Consider the following 22,082-nt stretch of genomic DNA (forward strand, 5'->3'; position numbering starts at 1 on the left):
TCAATTCAATCAACGGAGCTATTCCATGACCACGACGCCCACCAACACTCGCCTTGCCAGCGTCACGCTGGTTGCCGCGCTTGCCTCGACCAGCCTGCTTGCTCTCGCGCCCGGCACCGCATTGGCGGTTCCGCCGGGCGGATATGGCGATCTGGTCGAGGCGGTTTCGCCCAGTGTCGTCTTCATCGAAGTGACCAGCAAGGATGCCGGCATGGCGCCAGCGGGCGGGTTGCCACAGGGTATGCCGGAAGAGTTCCGCAAGCGCTTTGAAAAGATGATCCCCCAAAATGGCGGGGGCGTTCCGCAAAAAGGGGTCGGCTCGGGCTTCATCATTTCCGAGGACGGGCAGATCGTCACAAATCATCACGTGGTGGATGGTGCCGACAGCGTGACGGTAAAGCTCGCGGACGGGCGCAGTTTCCGCGCCGACGTGATCGGCAGCGACCCGTTGACGGATGTCGCGCTGTTGCAGCTTGAGACCGATGAAAAACTGCCCGTTGTCAAATTTGGCGATTCCGACAGCATGCGCGCCGGTGACGAGGTGGTTGCCGTGGGCAATCCTTTCGGTCTGGGCGGCACCGTCACATCGGGTATCATCTCGGCAATGTCGCGCGATATCCATTCCGGGCCATATGACGACTTCATCCAGACCGACGCGGCGATCAACCGGGGCAATTCCGGCGGTCCGCTTTTCAACAATGACGGCGAGGTCATCGGTGTGAATACCGCGATCTTCTCGCCTGATGGTGGGTCCGTGGGGATCGGTTTCGCGGTGCCTTCGGATCTGGTGCAGACAGTGGTGGCCGATCTGCAGGACGACGGCACGATCACGCGCGGCTGGCTTGGCGTCCAGATACGTCCGATGTCGGACGAGGTGGCATCGGTGCTGGGATATGATGGACCCAAGGGGGCGGTGATCGAAGCGGTCAGCGCCGACAGTCCGGCCAGGAAAGGCGGCCTTCAGAAGGGTGACATCATCCTGTCCTTCAACGGGACCCGGATCGAGGAGCTGCGTGATCTGACCCGAGCCGTTGCCGACACCGCGCCTGACGAATCCGCCGACGTGGAAATCCTGCGCAAAGGCGAGATCATCACCCGCGAAGTCACGGTTGGCACATTGGGCGAACAGGACGCCTAGGGCATTTCGCGATCCATCGGTGGGCGTCGGGCCCATCGGTGGACGGCGCGGTATACAAAGACATATCGCGGTCCGGTGGCGGGCCGCGATTGCGTTTTCTTACATGCTCGCGCAAACCCATGCCGATCTGGCAGGCCGTTGAAAATGTTGTCCACTTTCGGCCCGACTCTCTCTAATAATGGGGCGAATCGGATACATGGGGATGTCCGGATCACAGGGTTTGGACATGTTGCGGACAGCTTCGATAATCGGCGCGTTGTTGCTTTTGACGGGGGCGGTCCGTGCCGAGACGCCAGACTGGAGCTATTCTGCAACCCTGTATGGCTGGTTTGCGGGGCTGGATACCTCCGTTGAGACCGAACTGGGCACGTTGAATAGCGAACGCAGCAGCAAGGATGTGCTGGAGAAACTCGACGGTTCGCTGATGGCGGCGTTCGAAGCGCGGCGCGGACGCTGGGGCTTTGTTCTGGACGGGGTCTACAGCAAGCTTTCGGCGACGCGGGACGCGCCGTTTGGCGGGGCGTTTTCGCAGGCAGTTGTGGACACGCGGCTGACGCAGGTGACCGGCCTCGCGCTCTATCGGTTTCATTCGACGCCGGGGGTGCAGCTTGATGCGGGTGCCGGGCTTCGCTGGTTCGATGTCGAAATGGGCACGACCTTCTCGCCCGGGTCGCTGGGTGTTTCGCGGACCAACTCCATTGGTGACAGCTGGGTTGATCCGGTGCTGGCGGCGCGTGTGACCGTGCCCTTCAATGATGCATGGTCTGCAACCGCCTTGGTCGATTTCGGGGGAATGGGCTCGGATGACGAGACATGGCAGGCTCTGGCCAGCGTCCGCTATCAGTTCAACGACAGGTGGTCTGCCGCTTTCGGCTATCGCAGCATGAACCTGCAGCATGATATTGGCGGGCGGCCCAACGAGATCACACTGTCCGGCCCGTTCATCGCCGCCGGTTTCCGTTTCTGACTGGATAAAAGCCGGGTTGAAAACCGCACGACGGTCGGCGTTCTGATATTGAGAGATTGGAATAAAAGCGCCTCAAGTGCGCAGGGCGGGCAGGCCGACACCCGTGCTTTCGAAACCACCATCTGCTGCAATGATCTGGCCGGTGACATAGCTGGCCCGCTCAGAGCAGAGAAACGTGATGACTTCGGCGATTTCGCGTTCCGATCCATACCGGTTGAGCGGGATCGCATCGTGATAGCTCGCGATGATCTCGGGAGAGTGCACGGCGATGGCGAGTTTGGTGCGCACCGGGCCGGGACAGACGCAATTGGCGCGGATGCCGTATTCGCCCAGTTCTGCGGCCTGTTGCTTGGTCAGCTGGATCACGGCGGCCTTTGACGTGCCATAGGCCACTCTCAGGGTAGAGGCGCGCAATCCGGAAATCGATGCGATATTCACCAGAGCGCCGCGGGTCTCGCGAAGGGCGGAAATGCAGGCCTGCGATACCAGAAACACACCGTCCAGATTGGTCGCCATGACCGTGCGCCAGCGGGCGAAATCGGTTTCCTCGATGGGGCCGAAATCGGCGACGCCGGCATTGTTCACCACCGCGTCGATCCGGCCAAAGGTCTTGCGGACATCGGCGACCATAGCATCGACCTGTTCCGGGACCGAGACGTCATGTTCAAACGGGCTGGCTTGGTTCAGACCGGCGGCGGCATCGGCGAGCGCGTCGCCGTCCCGGTCGACCATGGCCACGCGCCAGCCTTGCTCGAGGAACAATTGCGTCGTTGCAAGGCCAATTCCCCGCGCTGCGCCCGTGACGAGTGCGACTTTTTCCGGCATTTTTGACTACTCTCCGATTTCATTGTGCTCGCGCCACCTTCGTCCGGGCAGCGCGCCAAGCTCAATCCCCTTTTTCTGGATGTGCATGAACATCCCCGGACTCATTGCCGGCCGGCGGGCGGATTGCCCATTGCGCCATTGCAGCAAGCGGTTAATCTGCGTCGCAGCATTCCGGAGGAGCATACATGGGGCACGTCATTGCAATTGCGCAGCAAAAGGGCGGCTCTGGCAAGACGACGCTCGCCGTGAACCTCGCAGTAGGGTTTGCGCGCGAGGGCAAATCGGTGGCGTTGATCGACACCGATCCGCAAGGCAGCGCGGGACGCTGGTTCATGATGCGGCTGGAGGCGATGGAGGATCCGGGTATCGAATTCGCGACGGCCTCGGCCTGGGGCATTTCCTACGAATGCCGGAAGCTGGCGGAGAGTCATGACATCGTGATCATCGACACACCTCCCAAGGCAGACAGCGATCTTCGCCCCGCGCTGAGGGCCGCCGACCTTGTGCTGGTACCGGTCGCGACATCGCATGTGGATCTCTGGGCGGTGGAAGCGGTGCTCGAGCTTGCGGAGCGCGCCGACAAGCCCGCCGTCATGGTCATGACGCGCGCCAGGGCGGGAACACGGCTTTCGGTGGATGTCGGGGAGAAGGCAGCGGAACTGGCAGCCGAGATCGTGGACGCGCCCATGAACAATCGCGTCGTCTATGCAGAAACGCTGGGGCAGGGGCGCGCGGTGCTCGAAGCGCCGAAGGGACCGGCACATGCGGAAATGCAGGTTCTGGTTCAGGAAATTTCGTCACGGTTGGCGCGGGTGTGATAGGCTGACCCCGTAGCGAAGGAAAAGCCATGCAAACCATCATCAAAGACAGCGGCCACCAGACCGTCATTACCACTTTCGAAATGTCGCCGGGCACCTGCCACGATTTACTCGATGCGCTGACCGAGGCCTACGAGGCATTCATCAGCAAGCAACCGGGCTTTATTGCCGCCAGCCTGCATGTCAACGATGCCCAGACACGGATCGCCAACTATTCGCAATGGAACCGGCGCGAGGATTTTCAGGCCATGCTGCGCAGCGAGGAAATGCGTGCGCGGAATCGCAAGATAAACGAACTTTGCCGATCCTTCGAGCCGGTGATGTACGAAGTCGCCGCGACATTCGGCTGAAGAGGCATATTGCCTGGCTTCATGATTTGGATCAAGGATATGCCTGCGTGCAAGATGCAGGCTATCCCTGAAAACAGGAGACATTTCAATGTACCGGAATATCCTCGTACCAATCTCTTTTGATGCCGACCGGGATACGTCCGGTCCGCTCAAGCTGGCCCAGTTGCTTGCGACCCCGGATGCACAGGTCACGCTGTTGCATGTGGTCGAGCACATTCCGGGCTATGCGATCTCATACATGCCCGATGACTACCTGAAGGCGGCGCGCGAGGCCATTCAGGAGCAGTTGAGCGAGATGGCCGCAACCCTGCCCAATGCCCAGGGGATCGTGATAGAGGGGCATTCTGGCCGTTCTATTCTGGACTGGGCCGAACAGAATTCACCTGATCTGATCATCATCGCATCGCATCGTCCCGGCATGCAGGACCTGCTTCTGGGGTCGACGGCGGCGCAGGTGGTACGGCATGCGAACTGCGCGGTGCATGTAGTGCGCTGAGATCCCGGCCCGAGAGCATGGTCCAGAAGCTATGGGCGCAGAAAGACCTTGTTGGAATTCAGCGCCGACGCGATCCGGGCAAAGTGATCGCGGCTTGATCCTGTTGACCTGAGAAGCTGGGTCGCGGCCTGATCCAGCGCCGAGGTAAAGGCTGCCCTGGAACCGGGGATGGCCGCCGTGGTAATCGCCGCAAAGCGCTTGCCTTGACGGCGTTCGGGTTTGGCGGCGGGATCCGCGCTTGTTTTCAGAACATCCGACAATGTGCTTTCCACGTCGCGCAGCGCCTGCCGCGCCGGTGCGTAGGCGGGATTTCGGTCCAACTGTTGCCCGGCTGCGCGATAATTCTGACGATAGCAGTCGTAGCGATAGACCGGGTCCAGCGCCTGACATTGGCGCAATCCCTGCTCCAGCAGCCGAACCACACGATCGGTCGTGCGATCATTCAGCCCGGTCTTGCTGCTGCTGTCATAGCCATAGCCCTGTGCCAGCGCGCCGCTGGCCGCCAGCATGAGGGACAGAAGTGCGGGTAAAAGGCGGGACATGGGTATAAACCTCCCGGGGTCAGTGCGGCGAACCTGCCGGCTGGTCAGGCATAGACACCTTCCGCGGCGGCACGAATGGCGCGGATATTGTCGCCATAGGGGGCCGGGTTGCTGACCGATCCGCCCTTAAACACCGCCGATCCGGCCACCAGCACATCCGCTCCGGCACGCGCCACCAGCGGCGCGGTGTCGGGATCAACGCCACCGTCGATTTCGATATGTATCGGGCGATCCCCGATCATGCGGCGCAGCGCGCGGATCTTGTCGGTCATGTCGATGAACTTCTGCCCGCCAAATCCGGGATTGACCGTCATCACGCAGACCAGGTCGATCATGTCGAGCAAGGGCTCGACCGCACTCGCCGGTGTGCCGGGGTTCACTGCGACACCGGCCCTGGCACCGGCGGCGCGGATCGCCTGCAGGGTGCGGTGAATATGCGGTCCGGCCTCGATATGGGCCGTGATCACATCCGCCCCGACGGCGGCAAAGGCATCGATATAGGGGTCAACCGGCGCGATCATCAGATGCACGTCCATCACGCCCTTGATATGCGGTCGGATCGCGGCGCAGGTGGCCGGGCCAAAGGTGATGTTGGGGACGAAATGCCCATCCATCACGTCGACATGTACCCAGTCCGCGCCCTGCGCTTCGATGGCCGCGCACTCGGCTCCGAAATTGGCGAAATCGGCGGCGAGGATGGACGGAGCGATCTTGATCTTGCGGTCGAAAGTCATTGGGGCACCTTTGGGCTGGATTGCTCACGATATAGCGACGCAGAAGCACATGAGGAAGGGTCAGCTGCGATAGAACAGGTAGCGGTCGGGGGCGATGGTATCCGGCCCGCGCACCTGTCGGAAACCGACGAGCGGCTGGCCCGACACGATCAACCCGCCCGAGCACATCACCGGGGCGAGCAGGGGGCTGAGCCGCGCCGCCTCGGCCACGTCGTCGTCCTTGATGCCGGTGCCGAAATCGTAATGGGCCAGGGCGATGCGTGCACCCATCTTTTGCAGACGGCGCAGCATCGGTTCCGCCTCGCCCTCCAGAAAATCCTCGGCGGGCGGGGTGCAGGAGGGATGGCATTGCAGCACCCGGTCGATCACCAGAATGCGCCGGGTGGGGAACAACTCGCGCAGGTGGTCATAGGTGCGACCGTTGCCAAGCCCGAGATCAAGCACGTCGCCGGGCTGGTCGGCGATCTCTTCCGCCGCCCAGTTCAACCCGTCGCGTTGCGCGGTAAAGCGGCGCAGCATCGAATCAAGTCGGCTCATCGGTGGTCTCCCCGGAATGTGCGGTCCAGATTTGCGTGGGGCCGTCCAGCAGGCGCGCCAGAAGCGCCTCGGTATGGTCCCAGATTGCGGTGTCATGAACCAGATGATGGGTCAGGATGCCATAGGGTTCTTTGCGATCGGCGCGGGCTTCCCGCCGGTCCGCCAATTGGGTTGCGACCTGCCGGATCAGGGTATCCGAATCGTGCAGGGTCTTGTCCGCACGCCAGTTGATCGGATCAAGATGGGTGTTGATCCGGCACAATCCCGGTGCCGCCCGCGCATCGGCGCGCGGCGTGAAGGTCGAGAGCATGCGCACCCCCAGCCCGGGCAAGTGGGCGGGCAGGTCGGGGGAAATGCGGTTCCAGGGCGGCACGAACATCGGGACGAATGCCTCGCCGAAGAGCGCGTGCAAACGGGTCAGCCCCTGTTCGATTTCCCTTCGCATGATGTCCAGATCGCGATGCGCACCGAACTCTGCCTTCTTCACCGCGGGCGGGGCATGGTTGACATGCGACCAGCCGTGAAGCACCGGAATCATGTGCGACCCGGTGAAATCGGCCAGCGAGTCCTGGGCATGCGCCGGGATCACGGCGAGATGCACGGGTATGTCCAGACGCCGGGCGAGGTCGTGCAACCGTTGCAGCTGTGGTGTTGCGGCAACGGCGTCATCATCGCGCCACCAGAGGGGCAGGGTCAGGCCTTCGGCCTTCCAGCGGTCGAGTTCTGCATCAAGGGGCGTCCAGTCCGGGGTCATCCACGTGCCTCTAGCATCTCGGTGGCGATTGCCACGGACCGGGCCGCGCCGTCAAATTCCAGACCGCCCTGCGCGCGATGCGGAGCGCCCGTCACCTCGCAGATCGCGGCACAGAGCGTCTCGGCAGTCAGATCGCGCTCGCGTACCGTCGCGATGCCCGGCAGGCCCGACAAGCTGTTGGCGCGCAGCGCCTGTTCGACCTCGTTGCCAGCGTCAAAGGGAATGAACACGGCCGGTATGCCGGTTTGCAGAACGTCCATTGCGGTGTTGTAGCCGCACATGCTGACCGAGGCGGTGGCATTGGCAAGGAGGTTGCGAAAATCCGGGCGCAGCGGCTCGACGATGACGTGCCCGCCGATTGCTTGCCTGCGCAAAGAGGCCACACGCTCTGCCGGGCCGGCAACCAGCAGACGCCAGCGCATTCCGGGCATCTGTCGCGCGGCGGCGAGCGCGGTTTCAAAAATGCTGGTGCCCACCTCGCCGCCCCCGGCACTCACCAGGATTTCACCGGTGCCGACCCCATCCGGGTGCGGCTGTGGCGCGGGCTGGGTCACGTAACCGGTATATTGCAGTCTGGCACGTATCGCATCGCCCACCGGCCAGCTTTGCTCAAGCGGCGTAATCCCGGGATCGGAATGCACAAGAACGGCGTCGTAATGGTCGGCGATCACATGGGCCGTCCGCTCTGCCTTGGACGGTTTGGACGGGGGCGCAAGGATGTCCCGCACCGACGACAGGATCACCGGGCGCGCCTGCAGCGTATCTGCGGTCTGAAGGAGCGCGAGGAATTCCGCGCTCAGAACCCGGCGGCCAAATGGAAACAACTCGGTCATCAGGACGTCGGGTTTGAAATCGCCGACCGTGTTGCACAGCAGCGCGGCGCGCGCCGTCATCAGTGTTTCATCGGCGGGTTCGCCGGTTTCGGTCAGCAGGCGCGAAAAATTCACGCCATCCGACCGGAGCGGAGGCAGTTGCAGTATCCGGACACCTGTCGGAACGGCGATGTCCAGCGGCATGCCGCCGCTGACCAGAACCACCCGGTTTCCTGCCGTCGCAAAGGCATCGGCGAGCACGAGCGCCCGGCGCAAGTGGCCGGAACCCAGCAGGTGAGTGACGACGATCATCACCTTCATGGCCGCTTCTCCAATCGTACCGGCTCGCGTTCGGGGATCAGCTTCTGGTCCGAAAGGGTCAGCACGAACAACCGGTTGCGCTTGATCCTAAAGGGGGCCGGCCCGTCGAAATTCCAGCTATGCGCGCGGGCGAGCAGCACCCGCATCACCCCGATATGGCAGACCACAACCGCATCCCGCTTCACCCCGTCGAGCCAGGGACGCAAGCGGCGGTCAAGCTCTCGCGGGCTTTCACCATTTGGCGCGCGATAGTCCCAGCCCCAGTCCTCGATATGTCGAAATCCCGATCCGGGTTGTTCCAGCAGGTCTTTGCCCCGCAGCCCCTCCCAATCGCCCCAACTCATTTCGGACAGTGCCGCGTCAACACGCGGTGCGCGTGCGGCAACGATTTGGGCGGTTTCCCGTGCGCGGTCCAGCGGGCTGGACCAGAGGTCGGCCTTGTCCCACGGGGCCGGCAGGCGGAACTGGCACAATTCCGCGCGGGCGTCGTCGTCAAGCGGTATATCGCTGCTGCCCTGTATGCGGCCCTCGCGGTTCCAGGCAGTGTGGCCGTGCCGCAAGAGCGCGAGACGGATCACGACCGGCTCTCCAGCAACGGCGCGACAGCGCGCCAGAACGTATCACGCGCGCTTGACAACAGGTGGTCGCGCTGAATGGTCTGCCGCGCGGCCAGACCACGTGCCCGACATTGGGCGGCATCGTCCAGCATTTCGACGATCCGTGCGGCCAGGGCCGCAGCCCCGTCCTCGGGCGACGGATAGAGGCCGGGCGCGAGAACATCGCGGACGCCGGGGCGATCCTGCGCGATCACCGGCACGCCCGCCGCCTGGGCTTCGAGATAGACCATGCCGAACCCCTCGTGGACACCGGGCCAGAAAAACAGAGCGGTGTTGCCATAGGCCGCGCTCATCTGTGCGGCGTCAAGCTGGCCGAGGAAACGAACGCGATCACCGAAAGGGAACATCAGCTGCTCGACCTCGGGGCGCGCGGGGCCTTCGCCGGCAATATCAAGCCGCCAATCGCGATCGCCAAGTTCGCCGAGCGTGTCGGCAATGATCCGGTAGGATGCGAGCTTGTCACCATGCCGCATCATCCCGGCACTCAACATCCGGGGCAGATGACCTGCCGGGTCAGCGGCAGCGGGCAGATCCGTCTGTGGCAGAAACGGCTTGAGATTGACCAGTCGCTGCCCCGCAGGGCGATGCCGTTCCAGCGTGATCAGATCATGCGCTGTGAGGTAAAACACCACATCCGCCGCGTCGATGGCGGATTCTGCTGCGGCTGCGAATTCTGCCCAGGGGCCGGTCAGACGTTTCCTGGCGCGGCTTGCCTCGATCTGGACATAGGGAATACCCAGTTCGGACGTGACCGCGTGCCCGATGAAATCCGGGGCCTTGTAGTAATTGTGATAGGTCACCCACAGGTCGGGGGGGGCGTCGGCATAGAGCGCGCAAATCCGGGCCGCCTCGGCACGCGCATTGTCGCGGATTGCTGCCTGCCGGGTGGCATCACCCTTGCTCTCATGAGTCTGGACGGTGGACACCAGCGACACGTCGGCATCGTCCGTGGCAATCGCTGCCATCAAGGCACGGGCAAAGGCGCGATCGCCCGAGGGCACGGGATGCGTCGGCGGTTTCATCGGGGCGTAGAAGGCCACGCGCGGCATGGTTCAACGGCTTTCGGTCAGGCGGTGCAACCGCTGCGACAGGCGCTCGATACCCGGCTCCATCACGAACTCGGCGCGCAGCCGGGCCAGCGCGTTGTCGGCCATGGCCCGCGCATGGGCGGGGTCGGCGGCAACCCGTGAGATCGCGGTGGCAAGGGCGGCCGGCGTGTCCTCCGAGAGGGTCCCGTGCACGCCGTCCTCGATGAATTCGGGAATCGCCGAGACAGCCGTTGTCAGGATTGCGAGACGCTGGCTAGCGGCCTCCATCAGGACGTTGGGAAGCCCGTCGCGATCGCCGTCCGCCGCGATGCGGCTGGGCAGGACAAACAGGTCGGCATTGCGCATCTGGTCAATCACCTGTGGCTGATCGCAAGGGCCGCACCAGGTGATCCGCGCCGCGATGCCGCTGGCGCTTGCCTTTTGCGCCAGGGGTTCGGACAGCGGGCCACCGCCGATATGCGTCCAGTGCCAATCCAGCGAGTCAGGCAGTTGCGCCAGCGCCGCGATCAACCGGTCAAACCCCTTTTTCTCGACCAGCCGCCCGACGGATATGAGCCGCAACGGATCGCCGGTGCGGCGCGGCGGGTGTTCCGATGGTTCGGGAAAGCGGCTGAGGTCAAGCCCGTGATAGATCAGGTCGATCCGCGAAGGGTCCGCCGCGAGCCGGCGCAACTGCGCTGCGCCATAGGCCGTGCACGTGGACCCGAAAGTGGCCCCCGTCGCGTCGTCCGCCAGTTTTTCGGCGATTTCCCAATCGGGCGAGGTCCAGATATCCTTGGCATGGGCCGAGAAGCTCCACGGCAATCCGCGCATGATCGCGGCATAGCGCGCAACCGATGCGGGCGTGTGCAGGAAATGCGCATACAGGCCGCGCGTTTGCACGGGCAGTTCGGCGGCCAGCACGCAGGCCTGTCCGAACCGGCGGATCCGGTTTTTGTCGAGATCGCGGGCAAGATCGCGGCGCCAGACGGCATAGGCATCCGCATAGCCGGGCAGGGTCCGGGCAACTTCGCGGGCCCTCCAGACACGGGCCGGATCGTGATGCAGATATTCCGGAAGGTATCGCACCTGCGCCTGAAGCCGGTCATGCAGGGGATGGGTCTTGGTATCCGTCGGATGGCGCAGCGACCAGATGTCGAACTGATGTCCCGCCTGTTCCAGCGCCACAAGTTCCTGCGCGATGAAGGTTTCGGACAGACGCGGCCATCCCTTGACCACAATCGCGAGTTTTCTGGTCATTCTGCTGCTTTGTCCGCGCTTTTGCTCAGGAGGACAGAGACGCGATCGGTGACATAGTCAAGCCCGTCCAGCAATCCGTCGGAAACGGCGTCCGAAGGTTTCGATTGACAGGGCAGGGCACGGATCGCCTCGATCATGGATTGCGTTGTCATGCCGTCGCCCCGGTCGCACAGCATCCGCACGAGGCCGAGGTCTTCGGCGCGGCTGGCGCGGATATACTGTTCCAGGCGCGGCACCGTGCGCGGTACGATGACCGCCCGCTTGTCGAATGACAGCACTTCGCAGAACGTGTTGTACCCGCCCATGCAGACCACGCCTTCGGCCCCGGCAAACAGGGCCTCGATCTGCGAGTCGAACCCCACGGCGGTGACCCGCCCGTTCAGCCTAGCAACGCGGGTTTCGAAGTCGGCCCGGGTATCGCCCGAGAGGAAGGGGCCATAGACCAGCATCGCACGGGGGCCGAGCGCGGGATCGCGTTCATAGGCCGACAGGACAAGGTTGACCATCGATTGCCCATCGCCACCGCCTCCGGGTGTCACCAGGATATAGGGGTCCGTGATCGGCGCGGCTTCGGTGCTCAGGGTTCGGCGCAGATAACCGGTCCAATGCATTCGGCGCTTGACCTTGTCGCTGAGTGCGAGTCCCTCGGTCGGATCGTAGATCGAGCGCAGCCCGTAGATCCACAGTTCGTCGTAAAAGCGTTCGGTGGCCGCGATGGCCCCCTTGCGATCCCATTCGGCCGCCAGCACCGCAGGCTCGTCAAGCACGTCGCGCAGGCCAAGCACCAGCCGGGTGCGCCCTTCGTTGGCCAGCATTTCCAGCGTCGGCAACAGCTCACCGCGAAAACCGGTCGGCTCCTTGTCGACGATCACGATATCCGGATCGTACTGTTCGGCGGTGGCCCGGATCAGGCCGGCGCGCAGATCCGTGGTCTGTTCGATGTCCATGCCGAGTGTCTGGGATTCATAGCTGCCGTCGCGCAGTTTGGTCACACCGGGCAGGCGCACATGATCGACGCGGGCGGGAAAGGTGAACCGCCCCGCAACGGGAGACCCCGTAAGTATGAGCGCCGACGCGGTGGGAATGGCTCGCGTGATCGCCTCGGCCAGTGCCCGCGAGCGCCTGAGATGGCCCAGACCGAACGTGTCATGGCTGTAGAGCATGATGCGAGGGGGGCGTGGGGCCGTCGATGCAGCGCTGCGTGTCAAGACCTTGCCCCGCTCGGCGAGGAGAGCACCAGGCGGCGCGCATGCGGGTCAGATACCATATCGTGTCTCATGCCTGCCTTTGTGGCCGACTGCTGACGGCCACAACCTTGGTTCTGAATCTCCGGGTCACCGATATCACCCGGCGGGGGGCGTCAGGACCACACCGCCCCTACTAGTAGACCTGTCGTTGATTGCAAACCACAAATTTCCCGGGAACGCCGCACTTTGACCAAAGCGGTTTGCACAGGCAGGGGGGCTCCTGTAGCGTTCATTGTCAAAATATCCTCGGGAAGCCCCACGCGAATGAGCCGTATCCTGCCGCACCTTCTGATTGTTCTGAGTCTAGTGTTCGGGTTTGCGGCGGTTTCCGACGCGCAAACGTTGCCCGGATTCGGAGGTTCAGGTTCCGGGAGCGAAAGCTCTGAAAGCGACCTGAGTGCCGCGATCAGGCAGGCGGCGGAAAGCGGTGTCAATGTCATCGTCCTGGACGGCAATGGCAAGCTGGTTGCCGCCGCGGCTCCTTCCGACACGCCGGGTACGGCAGCATCGCCCAAGGGCACGGCGATGGACCACGCCTCGCCGCTGATGCAGATGCAGTCGGAAGTGAACCAGTTTCGCGAGACGCTTGCAAACCGACTTGCCGCGCTTCCCAATTCGGTGAACGAGGTGACGTTCATCCTGCGTGCCACAAGCCCGGATGGCGAGATTTCGACATATCTGCGCGTTCTGATGATGTCGCTTGGCCTGCTCATCGTCGGTTGGCTCGTCACACGCGAGATTTATGGCAAGCACATCGCGCGAAAATTCGTGGTTTCGAGAATTCTCGAACACCCGCAGGGCTATCGGGACAAGATGCCTTTTCTGGTCTTCCGCTTTGTCATGGGCGTGGTGGGAACGTTGCTGGCAATGCTGGTCGCTTTCCTGATAGGCACGCTGTTCTTTCGCGAGGAACCGGATCAATCGATACAGCTGACGGTCGCGGCGATCTTCCTGACCATCTTTCTGGCGCGCACCTTGTCCGATCTCTGGCGGATGGTTTTGTCGCCTTTTCTGCCGCAATACCGGATCCCGGTTCTGTCGGACAAGGAGGCTCTGCGGCTTTACCGATGGGCGGTGATCCTCGGAAGCTATAGCATCGCGGCCATCATGTTCAGCACGTGGATCGCGGATTTCGGACTGAACTACAATGTCTACGCCATTCTTTCCGGCGCGCTCGAACTCGTTGCGGCGCTGGGGAATATCGCGATGATCCTGTTCAATCGCAATGCGATTTCCAATGCGATCAGGGGCGGGCGCAAGGCGAACGAGGTGTCGTGGCTGATCCGTACCCTGTCTGTCGCATGGGCACCGGTGCTGATCGGGTATGTGATCTTTGGCTGGTTCGAACTGGCGTTCGACCTGGTTCTGGAGCGCAACGAGTCCATTCCCCTCGTCGCTGGCGCATATGCGGTGTTCCTGTCGATCATCGTCGTCTACGGGGGTATCAACTATTTGATCGAGCGGTTGTTCGAGCGCATCCGCCATGTCGAGCATGTCAACTCCGAGCTCGCCGCCGCAGAAGCGCTAGAAGCCGCTGCCGAGCAACCCGACGATGCCGAGCCGACCTCGGGGCTCGCGCCGACGCAGCACATCATGACCTACGAGGCTCTGGCGCGGCGTGTTGCGGGTATTCTCGCCTTCGTGGCCGGTGCCTATGCGCTGCTGCGGGTCTGGGACCCGGAGAACCGGCTGCTGCCGGATTCGGCGATCGAGCGACTGCTGGATGTCGTGACGATCCTGTTCATCGGCTATATCGTCTACAATTTCTTCCGCATCTGGATCGACAGCAAGATCGCAGAAGAGACGGTCGACGAGACAGAAGCCGAACTGGGAGACGAAGGCGGTGCCGGCAGTGCCAGCCGCCTGGCGACGTTGTTGCCGTTGTTCCGGGGGGCAATCCTGGCAATCGTGCTGGTATCGATTGCGCTCATCGCGTTGCTCGAACTGGGCATCAATGTCAGCCCGCTCTTTGCAGGTGCCGGCGTCGTCGGCCTCGCGGTCGGGTTCGGCGCGCAGACGCTGGTGCGCGACATCTTTTCCGGGGCTTTCTTTCTGATCGACGACGCGTTTCGCAAGGGCGAGTATATCGACATTGGCGACGTGAAGGGCACGGTCGAGAAGATCTCGGTGCGATCCTTTCAGCTACGCCATCATCTGGGCGCGCTCAACACCATCCCGTTTGGCGAGATCAAGGTGCTCACCAACTATTCCCGCGACTGGGTCATCATGAAATTGCCGCTGCGTGTGACCTATGACACCGATGTCGAGAAGGTGCGCAAGCTGATCAAGAAACTGGGTCAGGAATTGCTCGAGGATCCGGTGATCGGTGACAATTTCATCCAGCCGCTGAAATCTCAGGGTGTGATCGAGATGCAGGACAGCGCCATGATCATCCGGGTCAAATTCATGACCAAGCCCGGCGATCAATGGCTGGTACGCAAGCGGGTCTACGAAGAAATCCGCGCCCTGTTTGCGCGTGAAGGCATTCACTTTGCCCATCGTGAAGTCACTGTGCGCCTCGCGGATGCCAATCCGAACGACCTGACGCCGGCGCAGAAGGAGGCGGTGGCCGGTGCGGCGCGTGGCGTGATAGACGACGATTTCATGGACGATGCCGGACCGGAGGGCGACGACCGCTGAACATGGCACGTGCGCCGTGTGCTTGCGTTGCCAGCGTGTTCCGCGGGCCGGTCGGGAGTTCACCCGCCTGTGTTAGGTGTAAAGGTTGGCCTCGGGGTACCGAAGGTTCTGCGCGCCACAGTTCGCGCGGCAACCTGCATGCGTCACTTTCGTATTTGTTGCTGGCTCCGCGTCAGCGGCGGGGGCCTGTCACGCGTGGGGGCGCGGCATGATCCGGGCCGTCGACGCCTCGACGCAGGGCTTGCCCATACGTTCGGTCAGCGATGCAAAGCTGTGTCCCAGAAACGCGCAGGTGCAAAGATCGATCCCGGTTTCCTCGTTCACGAGGATCAGACGCTCGCCCTGGAACATCAGGGCAAAGCCCTGTGCGGCCAGTTCACGAACCAGACTGCTCCAGTCGGTTGCGTTGTTGAAGGTCGGGCTGAGATGACAGGCCAGCGAAACCGCAGTTTCGCAATCCAGCGCGCTTTCATCATGTCCGCGGCTGAATTCCGTCCAAAGATTGGGGAGGGGGCGGTCCGGGCGGTTGAAACGTTCACTCATTACAATACTCATGACTACTTCCAATCGTTAAGATACAAACTGAACTAAAACATGATCATGTTACTACATGGATAAGAATTGGGCAAATTTTAGATGTTTGCGTGAAACAATATTACGTGATCGTGAAGTCAGGGGCGATCGCGTTCCCGATCCGGGCAGCCAAACGGAACAAACGTGCTGGCCATGCCCTCGTTCATGGACAGGATTGTCATGACATCGGCAAGCCGTATTTCCTCGGGTGTGGCGGCGCAAACCCGCATGTCTTCCGGGCAGCCCAAGTCGATGAAACTCTGGTGTTTTTCCACGAACCCGGTGCGGATCCCCGTCATGTCATACCCTCCGAGGACAGCCTGCCACGCCGCGCCGTAGAGATCGCATTTGCGCCGCGTCCACGCGTCCGACGCGGCGGGTTGTGACAGGGCCGGGACGGCCCAGCCCCAGAGCAGGGCAACGACGAAAAGCGGATGCAAAAGGTCAGTCCGCATAGGGATCGAGCGAATCCCTCAGCCCGTCGCCCAGGAAATTGAAGGCCAGCACGATGATGATGATCGGCAGCATGGGAATCGCTGTCCAGGGGTAGATCTCGATGCTTGCAAGGTTCTGCGCATCGTTCAGCATGACCCCCCAGCTTACCGCCGGCGCGCGCAGGCCAAGACCCAGGAAGGACAACGCGGTTTCCCCAAGGATCATCGCCGGTATCGACAATGTGGCGGAGGCGATGAGATGCGAGGTGAAGTTGGGCAGCAGGTGTTTGCGGATCACCCGGCCCGAGCTTGCGCCCATCATCTCTGCGGCGCGGACATATTCCTCTTCCCGCAGGGACAGGAACTTGGCGCGCACCGCACGGGCGAGGCCGGGCCAATCGAGGATGCCAAGGATGATCGAGATGATGAAGAACACCGACACCGGCCCCCAGTTCGACGGAACTGCAGCGGACAGGGCCAGCCACAGGGGCAGTTCGGGCAGGGAGCGGAGAATTTCGATCAGCCGGTTGATCGTCCAGTCGATCTTGCCGCCGAAATAACCCGCGATGCTGCCGAAACCGATGCCGAGGAGGAACGACACGGATATCCCGATCAGCCCGACCGTGAGCGACAGTTGCCCGCCATAGAGGATGCGCGAAAACACGTCGCGCCCCAACCGGTCCGATCCCCAGAGAAACACCGTGGCCCCCTCGGGCGCGCAGAACAGGTGGGTTCTGGTGGGGATCAACCCGGCCAGATTGTATTCGGACGCCTCGCAAAAGAACTCGAGAGGCAGTACACGTGTTTTGTCGGTCACGAATTTCCACTGAAATGTGACCAGATCCGCCTCGGCCACGGTCGGGTAGACAAAGGGGCCGACAAATTCGCCCTCGTGGAACAGGTTGACGGATTGCGGCGGGGCATAGAGAAAATCCGAATTCCGCTCGTTGGGGGTGTAGGGCGCAATGAACCCTGCCACCGGCAGCAAGAGATAGCAGATCAGCAGGAAAATCCCGGAAACGAGGCCCAGCTTGTGCTTACGAAACTTGCGCCATACCAGCAGCCAGCCCGGAGCATCGAGATCCTTGCGCTCGAGTTCCTGGATGTTGGCGGCGGGGTCGAAAGGCGCGTCATCGACATATCGGCCATCGGGCAGTCGGGTCATGCTTCGCGGCCCTCGTAACGGATACGGGGATCGAGAAGAACCAGCAGAACGTCCGAGATCATGGTTCCGATCAACGTCAGCAACGCGACGAACATCAGAACGAACCCGGCGAGGAACTGGTCCTGGGTCTTGAGCGCGGTCAGCAGGGTCGGCCCGATGGTTTGCAGCCCCAGCACCACCGACACCAGAACCGACCCCGACACCATCGACGGCAGCAGGTTGCCGATATCGGCGACGAACGGGTTGAACGCCATGCGCAGCGGATATTTGGTGAGCATGCGCGGCGGGCTCATCCCCTTGGCGATGGCGGTTTCCACATAGGGCTTGCCAAGCTCGTCCAGCAGGTTTGCGCGCAGCCGCTGCATCATCGCCGCAGCCCCGGATGTGCCGATCACAAAGGTTGGCACGATCAGGTGGATCAGGATCGATTTGACCTTGTCCCATGTCATCGGCTGGCCTTCATAGATCGGGTCCATCAGGCCGCCGATCGGCAGGTCGAAATACTTGTGCCCGTAGTAGAACATGATCAGCGCCAGCAGGAAGTTCGGCGTCGCCAGACCGAGATAGCCGACAAAGGCCGATGTGTAATCGACCCATGTTTTCGAGCGCGCCGCGGCAAGCACGCCGAGCGGCAGGGCAATGAGATAGACAAAGAGAACAGCGGCGAGATTGACCAGAACCGTCAGCCACAGGCTTTCGCCGACAATGTCGGCAACCGGGCGGTCGAATTCGAAGGACCAGCCGAAATCGCCCTGGATCAGGCCCGAAAATCCGTTTGGTCCGGGGATGAAACCGATCCAGATCAGGTATTGCTGGTACAGCGGACGATCAAGCGCGTATTCCTTGCGCAGGAATTCGGCCTTGTCGACCCCGCTGGACTGTCCGGTGGCACGCAACTCCGCGATCTGGTTCGACAGGTAGTCTCCGGGTGGCAGGTTGATGATCATGAACACCAGCGCCGACACCACCAGCAGCGTCAGCAGCATCGTGGCAAAGCGATAGAGCGCGTAGCGCAGAATGGCCATCAATTGGTCCCGTCAGGGGCAAAATAGAACTCGTCCGGGCGATGTATGCCGAAATGCGCGCCCGGATCCCATGCCCATAGTGCGATTTCGGGAACGTTGCGCAGCCGTTTGTTGACGACGACCGGCTGCGGGGCTTCGGCCAGGGTGCCGATGGCAAACACGTTATCCGCGTGGATTTTCAGCATCTCGATCCAGGCGGCACTGCGCCCTTCGTCATCGGTCGCGTGTTCCCAATCGGCCAGGAGCTCCATCAGGCGGATGGCAGGGGCCATGTCAGGGGCTTCGCCGGCCTCGTGGTTGGTCTGATAATATTGTCCCCATTTCGGCCAGGCAAAGAAAACCTGATCGGTCGGCGCAACGTAGGCAGGCGACGTATAGGCGCGCGGGATACCGTTATCCCAGCCATACCAGACCGATGCCATGGTTTCGCCGGAATAGACGCGATTGCGCAGGATGTCGCGATCAAGAGGGCGCATGACGAGCTTTACGCCGATCCCGCGCCAGTCGTCGGTGATGATCTGAAGCGCGTTCTCGACCTCCTGGCGTTCTCCGGCGGTTTCGATCACCAGTTCCATCGGTCGCCCGTCGGGCAGCAGGCGGATTCCGTCGGCTCCGCGCTGCGTCAGGCCTGCCTCGTCCAGCAGCGCATTGGCGGCTTCAGGGTCGTGCAGGGCCCAGGCATCGCGGTTTTCCTGCGAAAAGAACTGGCTGGCAGGCAGCACGGCCATCGCCCCCGGCTTGGCCAGTTTGAAATAGAGTGCCTTGTTGATCGTATCGCGGTCAATGGCAAGCGACAGGGCGCGACGCACCCTCACATCGCGCAACACCTCGCGCCAGGCCGGGTCGTTGTAGTTCAGGTTGGGATAGATCGCGATCTGCGAAGCGACGGCGTTGCCCCAGAGCAGCGTGCGGTAGTTGCCACCGTCGGCTTCTCCCTTGCGCAGGATCGAAATGTCGCGGAAGTCCAGACCGCGTGCCTGCAGGTCGGTTTCGCCGGCATTGGCCTTGGCTGCGATCAGGCCCGGGCTGACGATCTCCATTTCGACAACGTCGATATAGGGCAACTGGATCCCGTTGGGATCGAGCCGGTGGAAGTAGGGGTTGCGCACGAAGAGGTGCCGGATTTTCTTGCCCGAACTTGAATTCATCCAGGGCTGGAGCGTCGGCAACTCGTGATTGTCGAACTGGTACATGTTGTCCAGCTTGTTGTGCAGCGACGCCCAGCTTCGGGCGCGCACATCCTCGATTGCTTCGGCGAGGGCGGCGGGATCGGCATAATCGCCGTGATACTGTTTCAGGAAATGCGCCGGACGATAGATGAACGGCGGGCGGGCCAGCGCCAGCGTGGCAAGGAAATTCGGGTTCGGTTGATCCCATTCATAGATGACCGTGGTTTCGTCGGGAAAGCTGACCCTGGGCAACGCGCCTTCGACACGCAGGAAATCCGGAGGTCCGGACGGGCTGAGAAGTTCGTTATTGGCAACGTCCTTCCACCAGTATTCGAAATCGGCCGAGGTAAAGGGCGCGCCGTCCGACCATTTGTGACCGGGCCGCAGGCGCAGGGTAAAGACCTTGTCGCCGTCGTTTTCGAAGGACAGCAATATATCCGGTTGCAGCTGGTAATTCGCATCATAGCCGACCAGCCGCGCATAGCCATAGACCACCATCTGGCGGATGTCCTTGCTATGACTGACGAGCGTCTTGAGCGTGCCGCCCTGAACGCCCGCCGTTCTGCCGCGACTTTCAAGGTCAACCACCTGCGGTGCCCGCGGCAGCCGTTCCGCAACCGGCGGAAGATCACCGCGTTGGACCTCGGCCGACCAGAAGGTGCTTTCGACCGGCTCGGGAATGGACGGCGCGGCGAACAGTGGCGTTGCCAATAGGACAGCGACGACGCCGAGCAAGGCGCGACGGGAGGACTCAAACATGACAACGCACCTTGTGACCGGGTTCCAGTTGCGTGAGCGAGGGTATCACGGTGTTTGAAAAACGAAAGGCCTCGGGCCATGACTCGGGAGAACCGGCCCCCTGAGCCACCAGTTTGAGGTTGATCGGCCGATCGATGTCCGGCTCCGGTTGTGCCGCGATCAACGCCTTGGTGTACGGGTGCTGCGGATTGTAGAACAGCGTTTCCGGCGGCGCCTGTTCCACCACCAGACCCTGGCGCATCACCGCGACCTCGTCGGCGATGCGGGCAACGACTGCCAGATCGTGACTGATGAACAGGTACGACAGGTTCATCTTGTCGCGAATGTCTTCGAGCAGCGTCAGGATCTGTTCCTGCACGCTCACGTCAAGCGCGCTGGTCGGTTCGTCACAGACGATCAGTGCGGGGTCGAGCATCATGGCCCGCGCGATCGACAGGCGCTGGCGCTGGCCGCCGGAAAAGGCATGGGGATAGCGTTGCAGCATGTCCGGGTTCATCCCCACCGCGCGCAGCCGTTCCGCCGCCATATCGCGACGTTCCGCCGCCGTTCCGATCCGGTGAATGTCCAGCGGCTCGGTGAGCGCGTCGAGGATGCGCATCCGGGGGCTGAGGGAGGAATAGGGATCCTGGAACACCATCTGGGCCTGTTTCTGGAACGCGATGCGCGCGGCCCTGTCCATCTTGTGAACAGCGATGGGGTCGCTGTCGGGATGGGCGCGGAAAAGCACCTCGCCACCGGCATCCGGCGGTTCGGCGCCCAGTGCAATCCGGGCGGCGGTGGTCTTGCCCGAACCGCTTTCGCCGACAATCGCCAGCGTCTTGCCACGGGGCAGGTTCAGGTCGACGCCCCGGCAGGCATGGATCAGAAGATCGGGCTTCCACATGGACTGGCTGCGCATCGTATAGGTCTTGGACACAGCGTTCAGTTGCAGGATCAGATCGTCCTGTTCCAGCGGCGGCGCCAGTTCCGGTTCGCCGGGGATTGCGGGTGCCGCGTCAAACAACTGCTGCGTATAGGGGTGGGCCGGCGCACTTAGCAGGGCCTCGGCTCTGCCCGCTTCCATGACCCGCCCGCGGTTCATGACGACGACCTGCTCTGCCATGTTGGCCACCACCCCGAGATCATGGGTGACCAGGATCATCGCCATGCCGGTTTCCGCCTGAAGCTCTTTCATCAGACCCAGAACCTGTGCCTGTGTCGTCACGTCCAGCGCCGTGGTCGGCTCGTCCGCGATCAGCAGGTCCGGCTGGCTGACCATCGCCATGGCGATCATCGCGCGTTGCCGCATGCCGCCCGACATCTCGAAAGGGTAGGACTCATACGCCCGCTCGGGGTCGGGAAAGCCCACCCGCTCAAATTTTTCAAGAACGATGCGTTTGGCATCGCGTTCGCGCATGTTCTTGTGCAGCCAGAGGACTTCGCTCACCTGGTTACCGATCTTGTGCAGCGGCGACAGCGAGCGCATCGGTTCCTGAAAAATCATCGACACCGCGTCACCGCGAATGTCCCGCATCCGGCGTTCTTTCAGTCCGGTCAGTTCAACGCCACCGCTGCGTCCGTTCAGCGTGATCCGGCCACTGCGGATCTGCGCGATACGCGGCAGGATGCGCAGAATAGCCCGACAGGTCACCGTCTTGCCAGACCCGGATTCCCCGACCAGCGCGAGGGTCTGACCGGGCATCACCTCAAAGCCGACATTCCTGACGACATCCGGTCCCTTGCCAAAGCCGATGCGGAGATCTTCGACCGACAAGAGTGGGGTCATCCAGGCGCGTCCGTCTGTCCGTGTCTTTGCCGTTTCATGCGCTTGCGTACCCACTCCTTGCTGTGTTGCACCTTCGCTTGGCTGTGTGCCGGTAGTCAAACATGAA

The 22,082-nt window shown here is 62.3% G+C and carries 22 protein-coding genes; 6 read left to right on the forward strand and 16 right to left on the reverse strand.

The window, feature by feature from the left end; translation table 11 throughout:
• Window positions 1-25 precede the first annotated feature (25 nt).
• Entirely contained in the window at window positions 26-1,138 is a 1,113-nt protein-coding gene (locus AB9K34_RS15810; RefSeq protein WP_369955395.1) for a Do family serine endopeptidase, read from the forward strand.
• A 226-nt stretch (window positions 1,139-1,364) separates the two neighbouring features.
• Window positions 1,365-2,105, forward strand: coding sequence for a hypothetical protein (locus AB9K34_RS15815; RefSeq protein WP_369955396.1), 741 nt, complete (start codon window positions 1,365-1,367; stop codon window positions 2,103-2,105).
• A 72-nt stretch (window positions 2,106-2,177) separates the two neighbouring features.
• Here the strand turns inward: AB9K34_RS15815 and AB9K34_RS15820 are convergent, their stop codons facing one another.
• Window positions 2,178-2,930, reverse strand: coding sequence for an SDR family NAD(P)-dependent oxidoreductase (locus AB9K34_RS15820; protein WP_369955397.1), 753 nt, complete (start codon window positions 2,928-2,930; stop codon window positions 2,178-2,180).
• 185 nt (window positions 2,931-3,115) lie between these two features.
• Between AB9K34_RS15820 and parA the strand changes: the two genes are divergently transcribed.
• The 3 genes from parA to AB9K34_RS15835 all read left to right on the forward strand — a co-directional run bounded on the left by parA (window position 3,116) and on the right by AB9K34_RS15835 (window position 4,594).
• Window positions 3,116-3,748 carry a ParA family partition ATPase gene (gene parA / locus AB9K34_RS15825; protein ID WP_369955398.1) on the forward strand — a complete coding sequence of 211 codons (633 nt, stop codon included), beginning with the start codon at window positions 3,116-3,118 and terminating at the stop codon, window positions 3,746-3,748.
• A gap of 29 nt (window positions 3,749-3,777) precedes the next feature.
• Entirely contained in the window at window positions 3,778-4,098 is a 321-nt protein-coding gene (locus AB9K34_RS15830; protein ID WP_369955399.1) for an antibiotic biosynthesis monooxygenase, read from the forward strand.
• Between the two features lie 88 nt (window positions 4,099-4,186).
• On the forward strand, window positions 4,187-4,594 hold the full coding sequence (locus AB9K34_RS15835; protein WP_369955400.1) for a universal stress protein: 408 nt from the start codon (window positions 4,187-4,189) through the stop codon (window positions 4,592-4,594).
• 29 nt (window positions 4,595-4,623) lie between these two features.
• On the opposite strand, the gene AB9K34_RS15840 is transcribed toward AB9K34_RS15835, so the two are convergent.
• The 9 genes from AB9K34_RS15840 to AB9K34_RS15880 are packed head-to-tail and all read right to left on the reverse strand — an operon-like array spanning window position 4,624 to window position 12,362.
• Window positions 4,624-5,136, reverse strand: coding sequence for a hypothetical protein (locus AB9K34_RS15840; protein ID WP_369955401.1), 513 nt, complete (start codon window positions 5,134-5,136; stop codon window positions 4,624-4,626).
• A gap of 44 nt (window positions 5,137-5,180) precedes the next feature.
• Complete coding sequence (gene rpe / locus AB9K34_RS15845) at window positions 5,181-5,870, reverse strand: ribulose-phosphate 3-epimerase (protein ID WP_369955402.1); 690 nt, start codon at window positions 5,868-5,870, stop codon at window positions 5,181-5,183.
• A gap of 60 nt (window positions 5,871-5,930) precedes the next feature.
• Entirely contained in the window at window positions 5,931-6,407 is a 477-nt protein-coding gene (locus AB9K34_RS15850; protein WP_369955403.1) for a class I SAM-dependent methyltransferase, read from the reverse strand.
• On the reverse strand, window positions 6,394-7,161 hold the full coding sequence (locus AB9K34_RS15855) for a polysaccharide deacetylase family protein (RefSeq protein ID WP_369955404.1): 768 nt from the start codon (window positions 7,159-7,161) through the stop codon (window positions 6,394-6,396). Before AB9K34_RS15855 ends, AB9K34_RS15850 begins: the two co-directional genes overlap by 14 nt.
• Window positions 7,158-8,294 (reverse strand): glycosyltransferase family protein, encoded by a 1,137-nt coding sequence (locus tag AB9K34_RS15860; RefSeq protein ID WP_369955405.1) that lies wholly within the window; start codon window positions 8,292-8,294, stop codon window positions 7,158-7,160. The genes AB9K34_RS15855 and AB9K34_RS15860 overlap by 4 nt, the downstream gene beginning before the upstream one ends.
• Entirely contained in the window at window positions 8,291-8,872 is a 582-nt protein-coding gene (locus AB9K34_RS15865) for a histidine phosphatase family protein (RefSeq protein ID WP_369955406.1), read from the reverse strand. Before AB9K34_RS15865 ends, AB9K34_RS15860 begins: the two co-directional genes overlap by 4 nt.
• Window positions 8,869-9,960: a glycosyltransferase family 4 protein gene (locus tag AB9K34_RS15870; protein WP_369955407.1), complete on the reverse strand. Its 1,092-nt coding sequence runs from the start codon at window positions 9,958-9,960 to the stop codon at window positions 8,869-8,871. The genes AB9K34_RS15865 and AB9K34_RS15870 overlap by 4 nt, the downstream gene beginning before the upstream one ends.
• A 3-nt stretch (window positions 9,961-9,963) precedes the next feature.
• Window positions 9,964-11,199: a glycosyltransferase family 4 protein gene (locus AB9K34_RS15875; protein WP_369955408.1), complete on the reverse strand. Its 1,236-nt coding sequence runs from the start codon at window positions 11,197-11,199 to the stop codon at window positions 9,964-9,966.
• Complete coding sequence (locus AB9K34_RS15880) at window positions 11,196-12,362, reverse strand: glycosyltransferase family protein (protein WP_369955498.1); 1,167 nt, start codon at window positions 12,360-12,362, stop codon at window positions 11,196-11,198. The genes AB9K34_RS15875 and AB9K34_RS15880 overlap by 4 nt, the downstream gene beginning before the upstream one ends.
• A 348-nt stretch (window positions 12,363-12,710) precedes the next feature.
• Here AB9K34_RS15880 and AB9K34_RS15885 point away from each other — a divergent pair, with 348 nt between their 5' ends.
• Window positions 12,711-15,086: a mechanosensitive ion channel family protein gene (locus AB9K34_RS15885; RefSeq protein ID WP_369955409.1), complete on the forward strand. Its 2,376-nt coding sequence runs from the start codon at window positions 12,711-12,713 to the stop codon at window positions 15,084-15,086.
• A 189-nt stretch (window positions 15,087-15,275) separates the two neighbouring features.
• Here AB9K34_RS15885 and AB9K34_RS15890 read toward each other — a convergent pair whose 3' ends face one another.
• From AB9K34_RS15890 to AB9K34_RS15915, 6 genes are all read right to left on the reverse strand, one after another.
• On the reverse strand, window positions 15,276-15,629 hold the full coding sequence (locus tag AB9K34_RS15890; protein WP_369955410.1) for a hypothetical protein: 354 nt from the start codon (window positions 15,627-15,629) through the stop codon (window positions 15,276-15,278).
• Window positions 15,630-15,757: 128 nt separating this feature from the next.
• A complete protein-coding gene (locus tag AB9K34_RS15895; protein WP_369955411.1) occupies window positions 15,758-16,114 on the reverse strand; it encodes a hypothetical protein in 357 nt (118 codons plus the stop codon).
• Window positions 16,104-17,258 carry an ABC transporter permease gene (locus AB9K34_RS15900; protein ID WP_369955412.1) on the reverse strand — a complete coding sequence of 385 codons (1,155 nt, stop codon included), beginning with the start codon at window positions 17,256-17,258 and terminating at the stop codon, window positions 16,104-16,106. The genes AB9K34_RS15895 and AB9K34_RS15900 overlap by 11 nt, the downstream gene beginning before the upstream one ends.
• The gene (locus AB9K34_RS15905; RefSeq protein ID WP_369955413.1) at window positions 17,255-18,283 is read right to left on the reverse strand and encodes an ABC transporter permease; all 1,029 of its coding nucleotides are present in this window, start codon (window positions 18,281-18,283) and stop codon (window positions 17,255-17,257) included. The genes AB9K34_RS15900 and AB9K34_RS15905 overlap by 4 nt, the downstream gene beginning before the upstream one ends.
• A complete protein-coding gene (locus AB9K34_RS15910; protein WP_369955414.1) occupies window positions 18,283-20,211 on the reverse strand; it encodes an ABC transporter substrate-binding protein in 1,929 nt (642 codons plus the stop codon). Before AB9K34_RS15910 ends, AB9K34_RS15905 begins: the two co-directional genes overlap by 1 nt.
• Window positions 20,204-21,976 carry a dipeptide ABC transporter ATP-binding protein gene (locus tag AB9K34_RS15915; protein ID WP_369955415.1) on the reverse strand — a complete coding sequence of 591 codons (1,773 nt, stop codon included), beginning with the start codon at window positions 21,974-21,976 and terminating at the stop codon, window positions 20,204-20,206. Before AB9K34_RS15915 ends, AB9K34_RS15910 begins: the two co-directional genes overlap by 8 nt.
• Between the last annotated feature and the right edge of the window lie 106 nt (window positions 21,977-22,082).

The organism is Sedimentitalea sp. XS_ASV28, from assembly GCF_041224545.1.
Classification (GTDB): Bacteria; Pseudomonadota; Alphaproteobacteria; order Rhodobacterales; family Rhodobacteraceae; genus Sedimentitalea.

Excerpts from the sequence above, each read along its gene's own strand:
- AB9K34_RS15915 (WP_369955415.1), bottom strand. The coding sequence starts at position 21,976 with ATGACCCCACTCTTGTCGGTCGAAGATCTCCGCATCGGCTTTGGCAAG.
- AB9K34_RS15900 (WP_369955412.1), bottom strand. The coding sequence starts at position 17,258 with ATGACCCGACTGCCCGATGGCCGATATGTCGATGACGCGCCTTTCGAC.
- AB9K34_RS15855 (WP_369955404.1), bottom strand. The coding sequence starts at position 7,161 with ATGACCCCGGACTGGACGCCCCTTGATGCAGAACTCGACCGCTGGAAG.
- AB9K34_RS15850 (WP_369955403.1), bottom strand. The coding sequence starts at position 6,407 with ATGAGCCGACTTGATTCGATGCTGCGCCGCTTTACCGCGCAACGCGAC.
- AB9K34_RS15885 (WP_369955409.1), top strand. The coding sequence starts at position 12,711 with ATGAGCCGTATCCTGCCGCACCTTCTGATTGTTCTGAGTCTAGTGTTC.
- AB9K34_RS15905 (WP_369955413.1), bottom strand. The coding sequence starts at position 18,283 with ATGGCCATTCTGCGCTACGCGCTCTATCGCTTTGCCACGATGCTGCTG.
- AB9K34_RS15860 (WP_369955405.1), bottom strand. The coding sequence starts at position 8,294 with ATGAAGGTGATGATCGTCGTCACTCACCTGCTGGGTTCCGGCCACTTG.
- AB9K34_RS15880 (WP_369955498.1), bottom strand. The coding sequence starts at position 12,362 with ATGCTCTACAGCCATGACACGTTCGGTCTGGGCCATCTCAGGCGCTCG.
- AB9K34_RS15835 (WP_369955400.1), top strand. The coding sequence starts at position 4,187 with ATGTACCGGAATATCCTCGTACCAATCTCTTTTGATGCCGACCGGGAT.
- AB9K34_RS15890 (WP_369955410.1), bottom strand. The coding sequence starts at position 15,629 with ATGAGTGAACGTTTCAACCGCCCGGACCGCCCCCTCCCCAATCTTTGG.
- AB9K34_RS15820 (WP_369955397.1), bottom strand. The coding sequence starts at position 2,930 with ATGCCGGAAAAAGTCGCACTCGTCACGGGCGCAGCGCGGGGAATTGGC.
- parA (WP_369955398.1), top strand. The coding sequence starts at position 3,116 with ATGGGGCACGTCATTGCAATTGCGCAGCAAAAGGGCGGCTCTGGCAAG.
- AB9K34_RS15840 (WP_369955401.1), bottom strand. The coding sequence starts at position 5,136 with ATGTCCCGCCTTTTACCCGCACTTCTGTCCCTCATGCTGGCGGCCAGC.
- AB9K34_RS15910 (WP_369955414.1), bottom strand. The coding sequence starts at position 20,211 with ATGTTTGAGTCCTCCCGTCGCGCCTTGCTCGGCGTCGTCGCTGTCCTA.
- AB9K34_RS15815 (WP_369955396.1), top strand. The coding sequence starts at position 1,365 with ATGTTGCGGACAGCTTCGATAATCGGCGCGTTGTTGCTTTTGACGGGG.
- AB9K34_RS15895 (WP_369955411.1), bottom strand. The coding sequence starts at position 16,114 with ATGCGGACTGACCTTTTGCATCCGCTTTTCGTCGTTGCCCTGCTCTGG.
- AB9K34_RS15870 (WP_369955407.1), bottom strand. The coding sequence starts at position 9,960 with ATGCCGCGCGTGGCCTTCTACGCCCCGATGAAACCGCCGACGCATCCC.
- AB9K34_RS15810 (WP_369955395.1), top strand. The coding sequence starts at position 26 with ATGACCACGACGCCCACCAACACTCGCCTTGCCAGCGTCACGCTGGTT.
- AB9K34_RS15830 (WP_369955399.1), top strand. The coding sequence starts at position 3,778 with ATGCAAACCATCATCAAAGACAGCGGCCACCAGACCGTCATTACCACT.
- rpe (WP_369955402.1), bottom strand. The coding sequence starts at position 5,870 with ATGACTTTCGACCGCAAGATCAAGATCGCTCCGTCCATCCTCGCCGCC.
- AB9K34_RS15875 (WP_369955408.1), bottom strand. The coding sequence starts at position 11,199 with ATGACCAGAAAACTCGCGATTGTGGTCAAGGGATGGCCGCGTCTGTCC.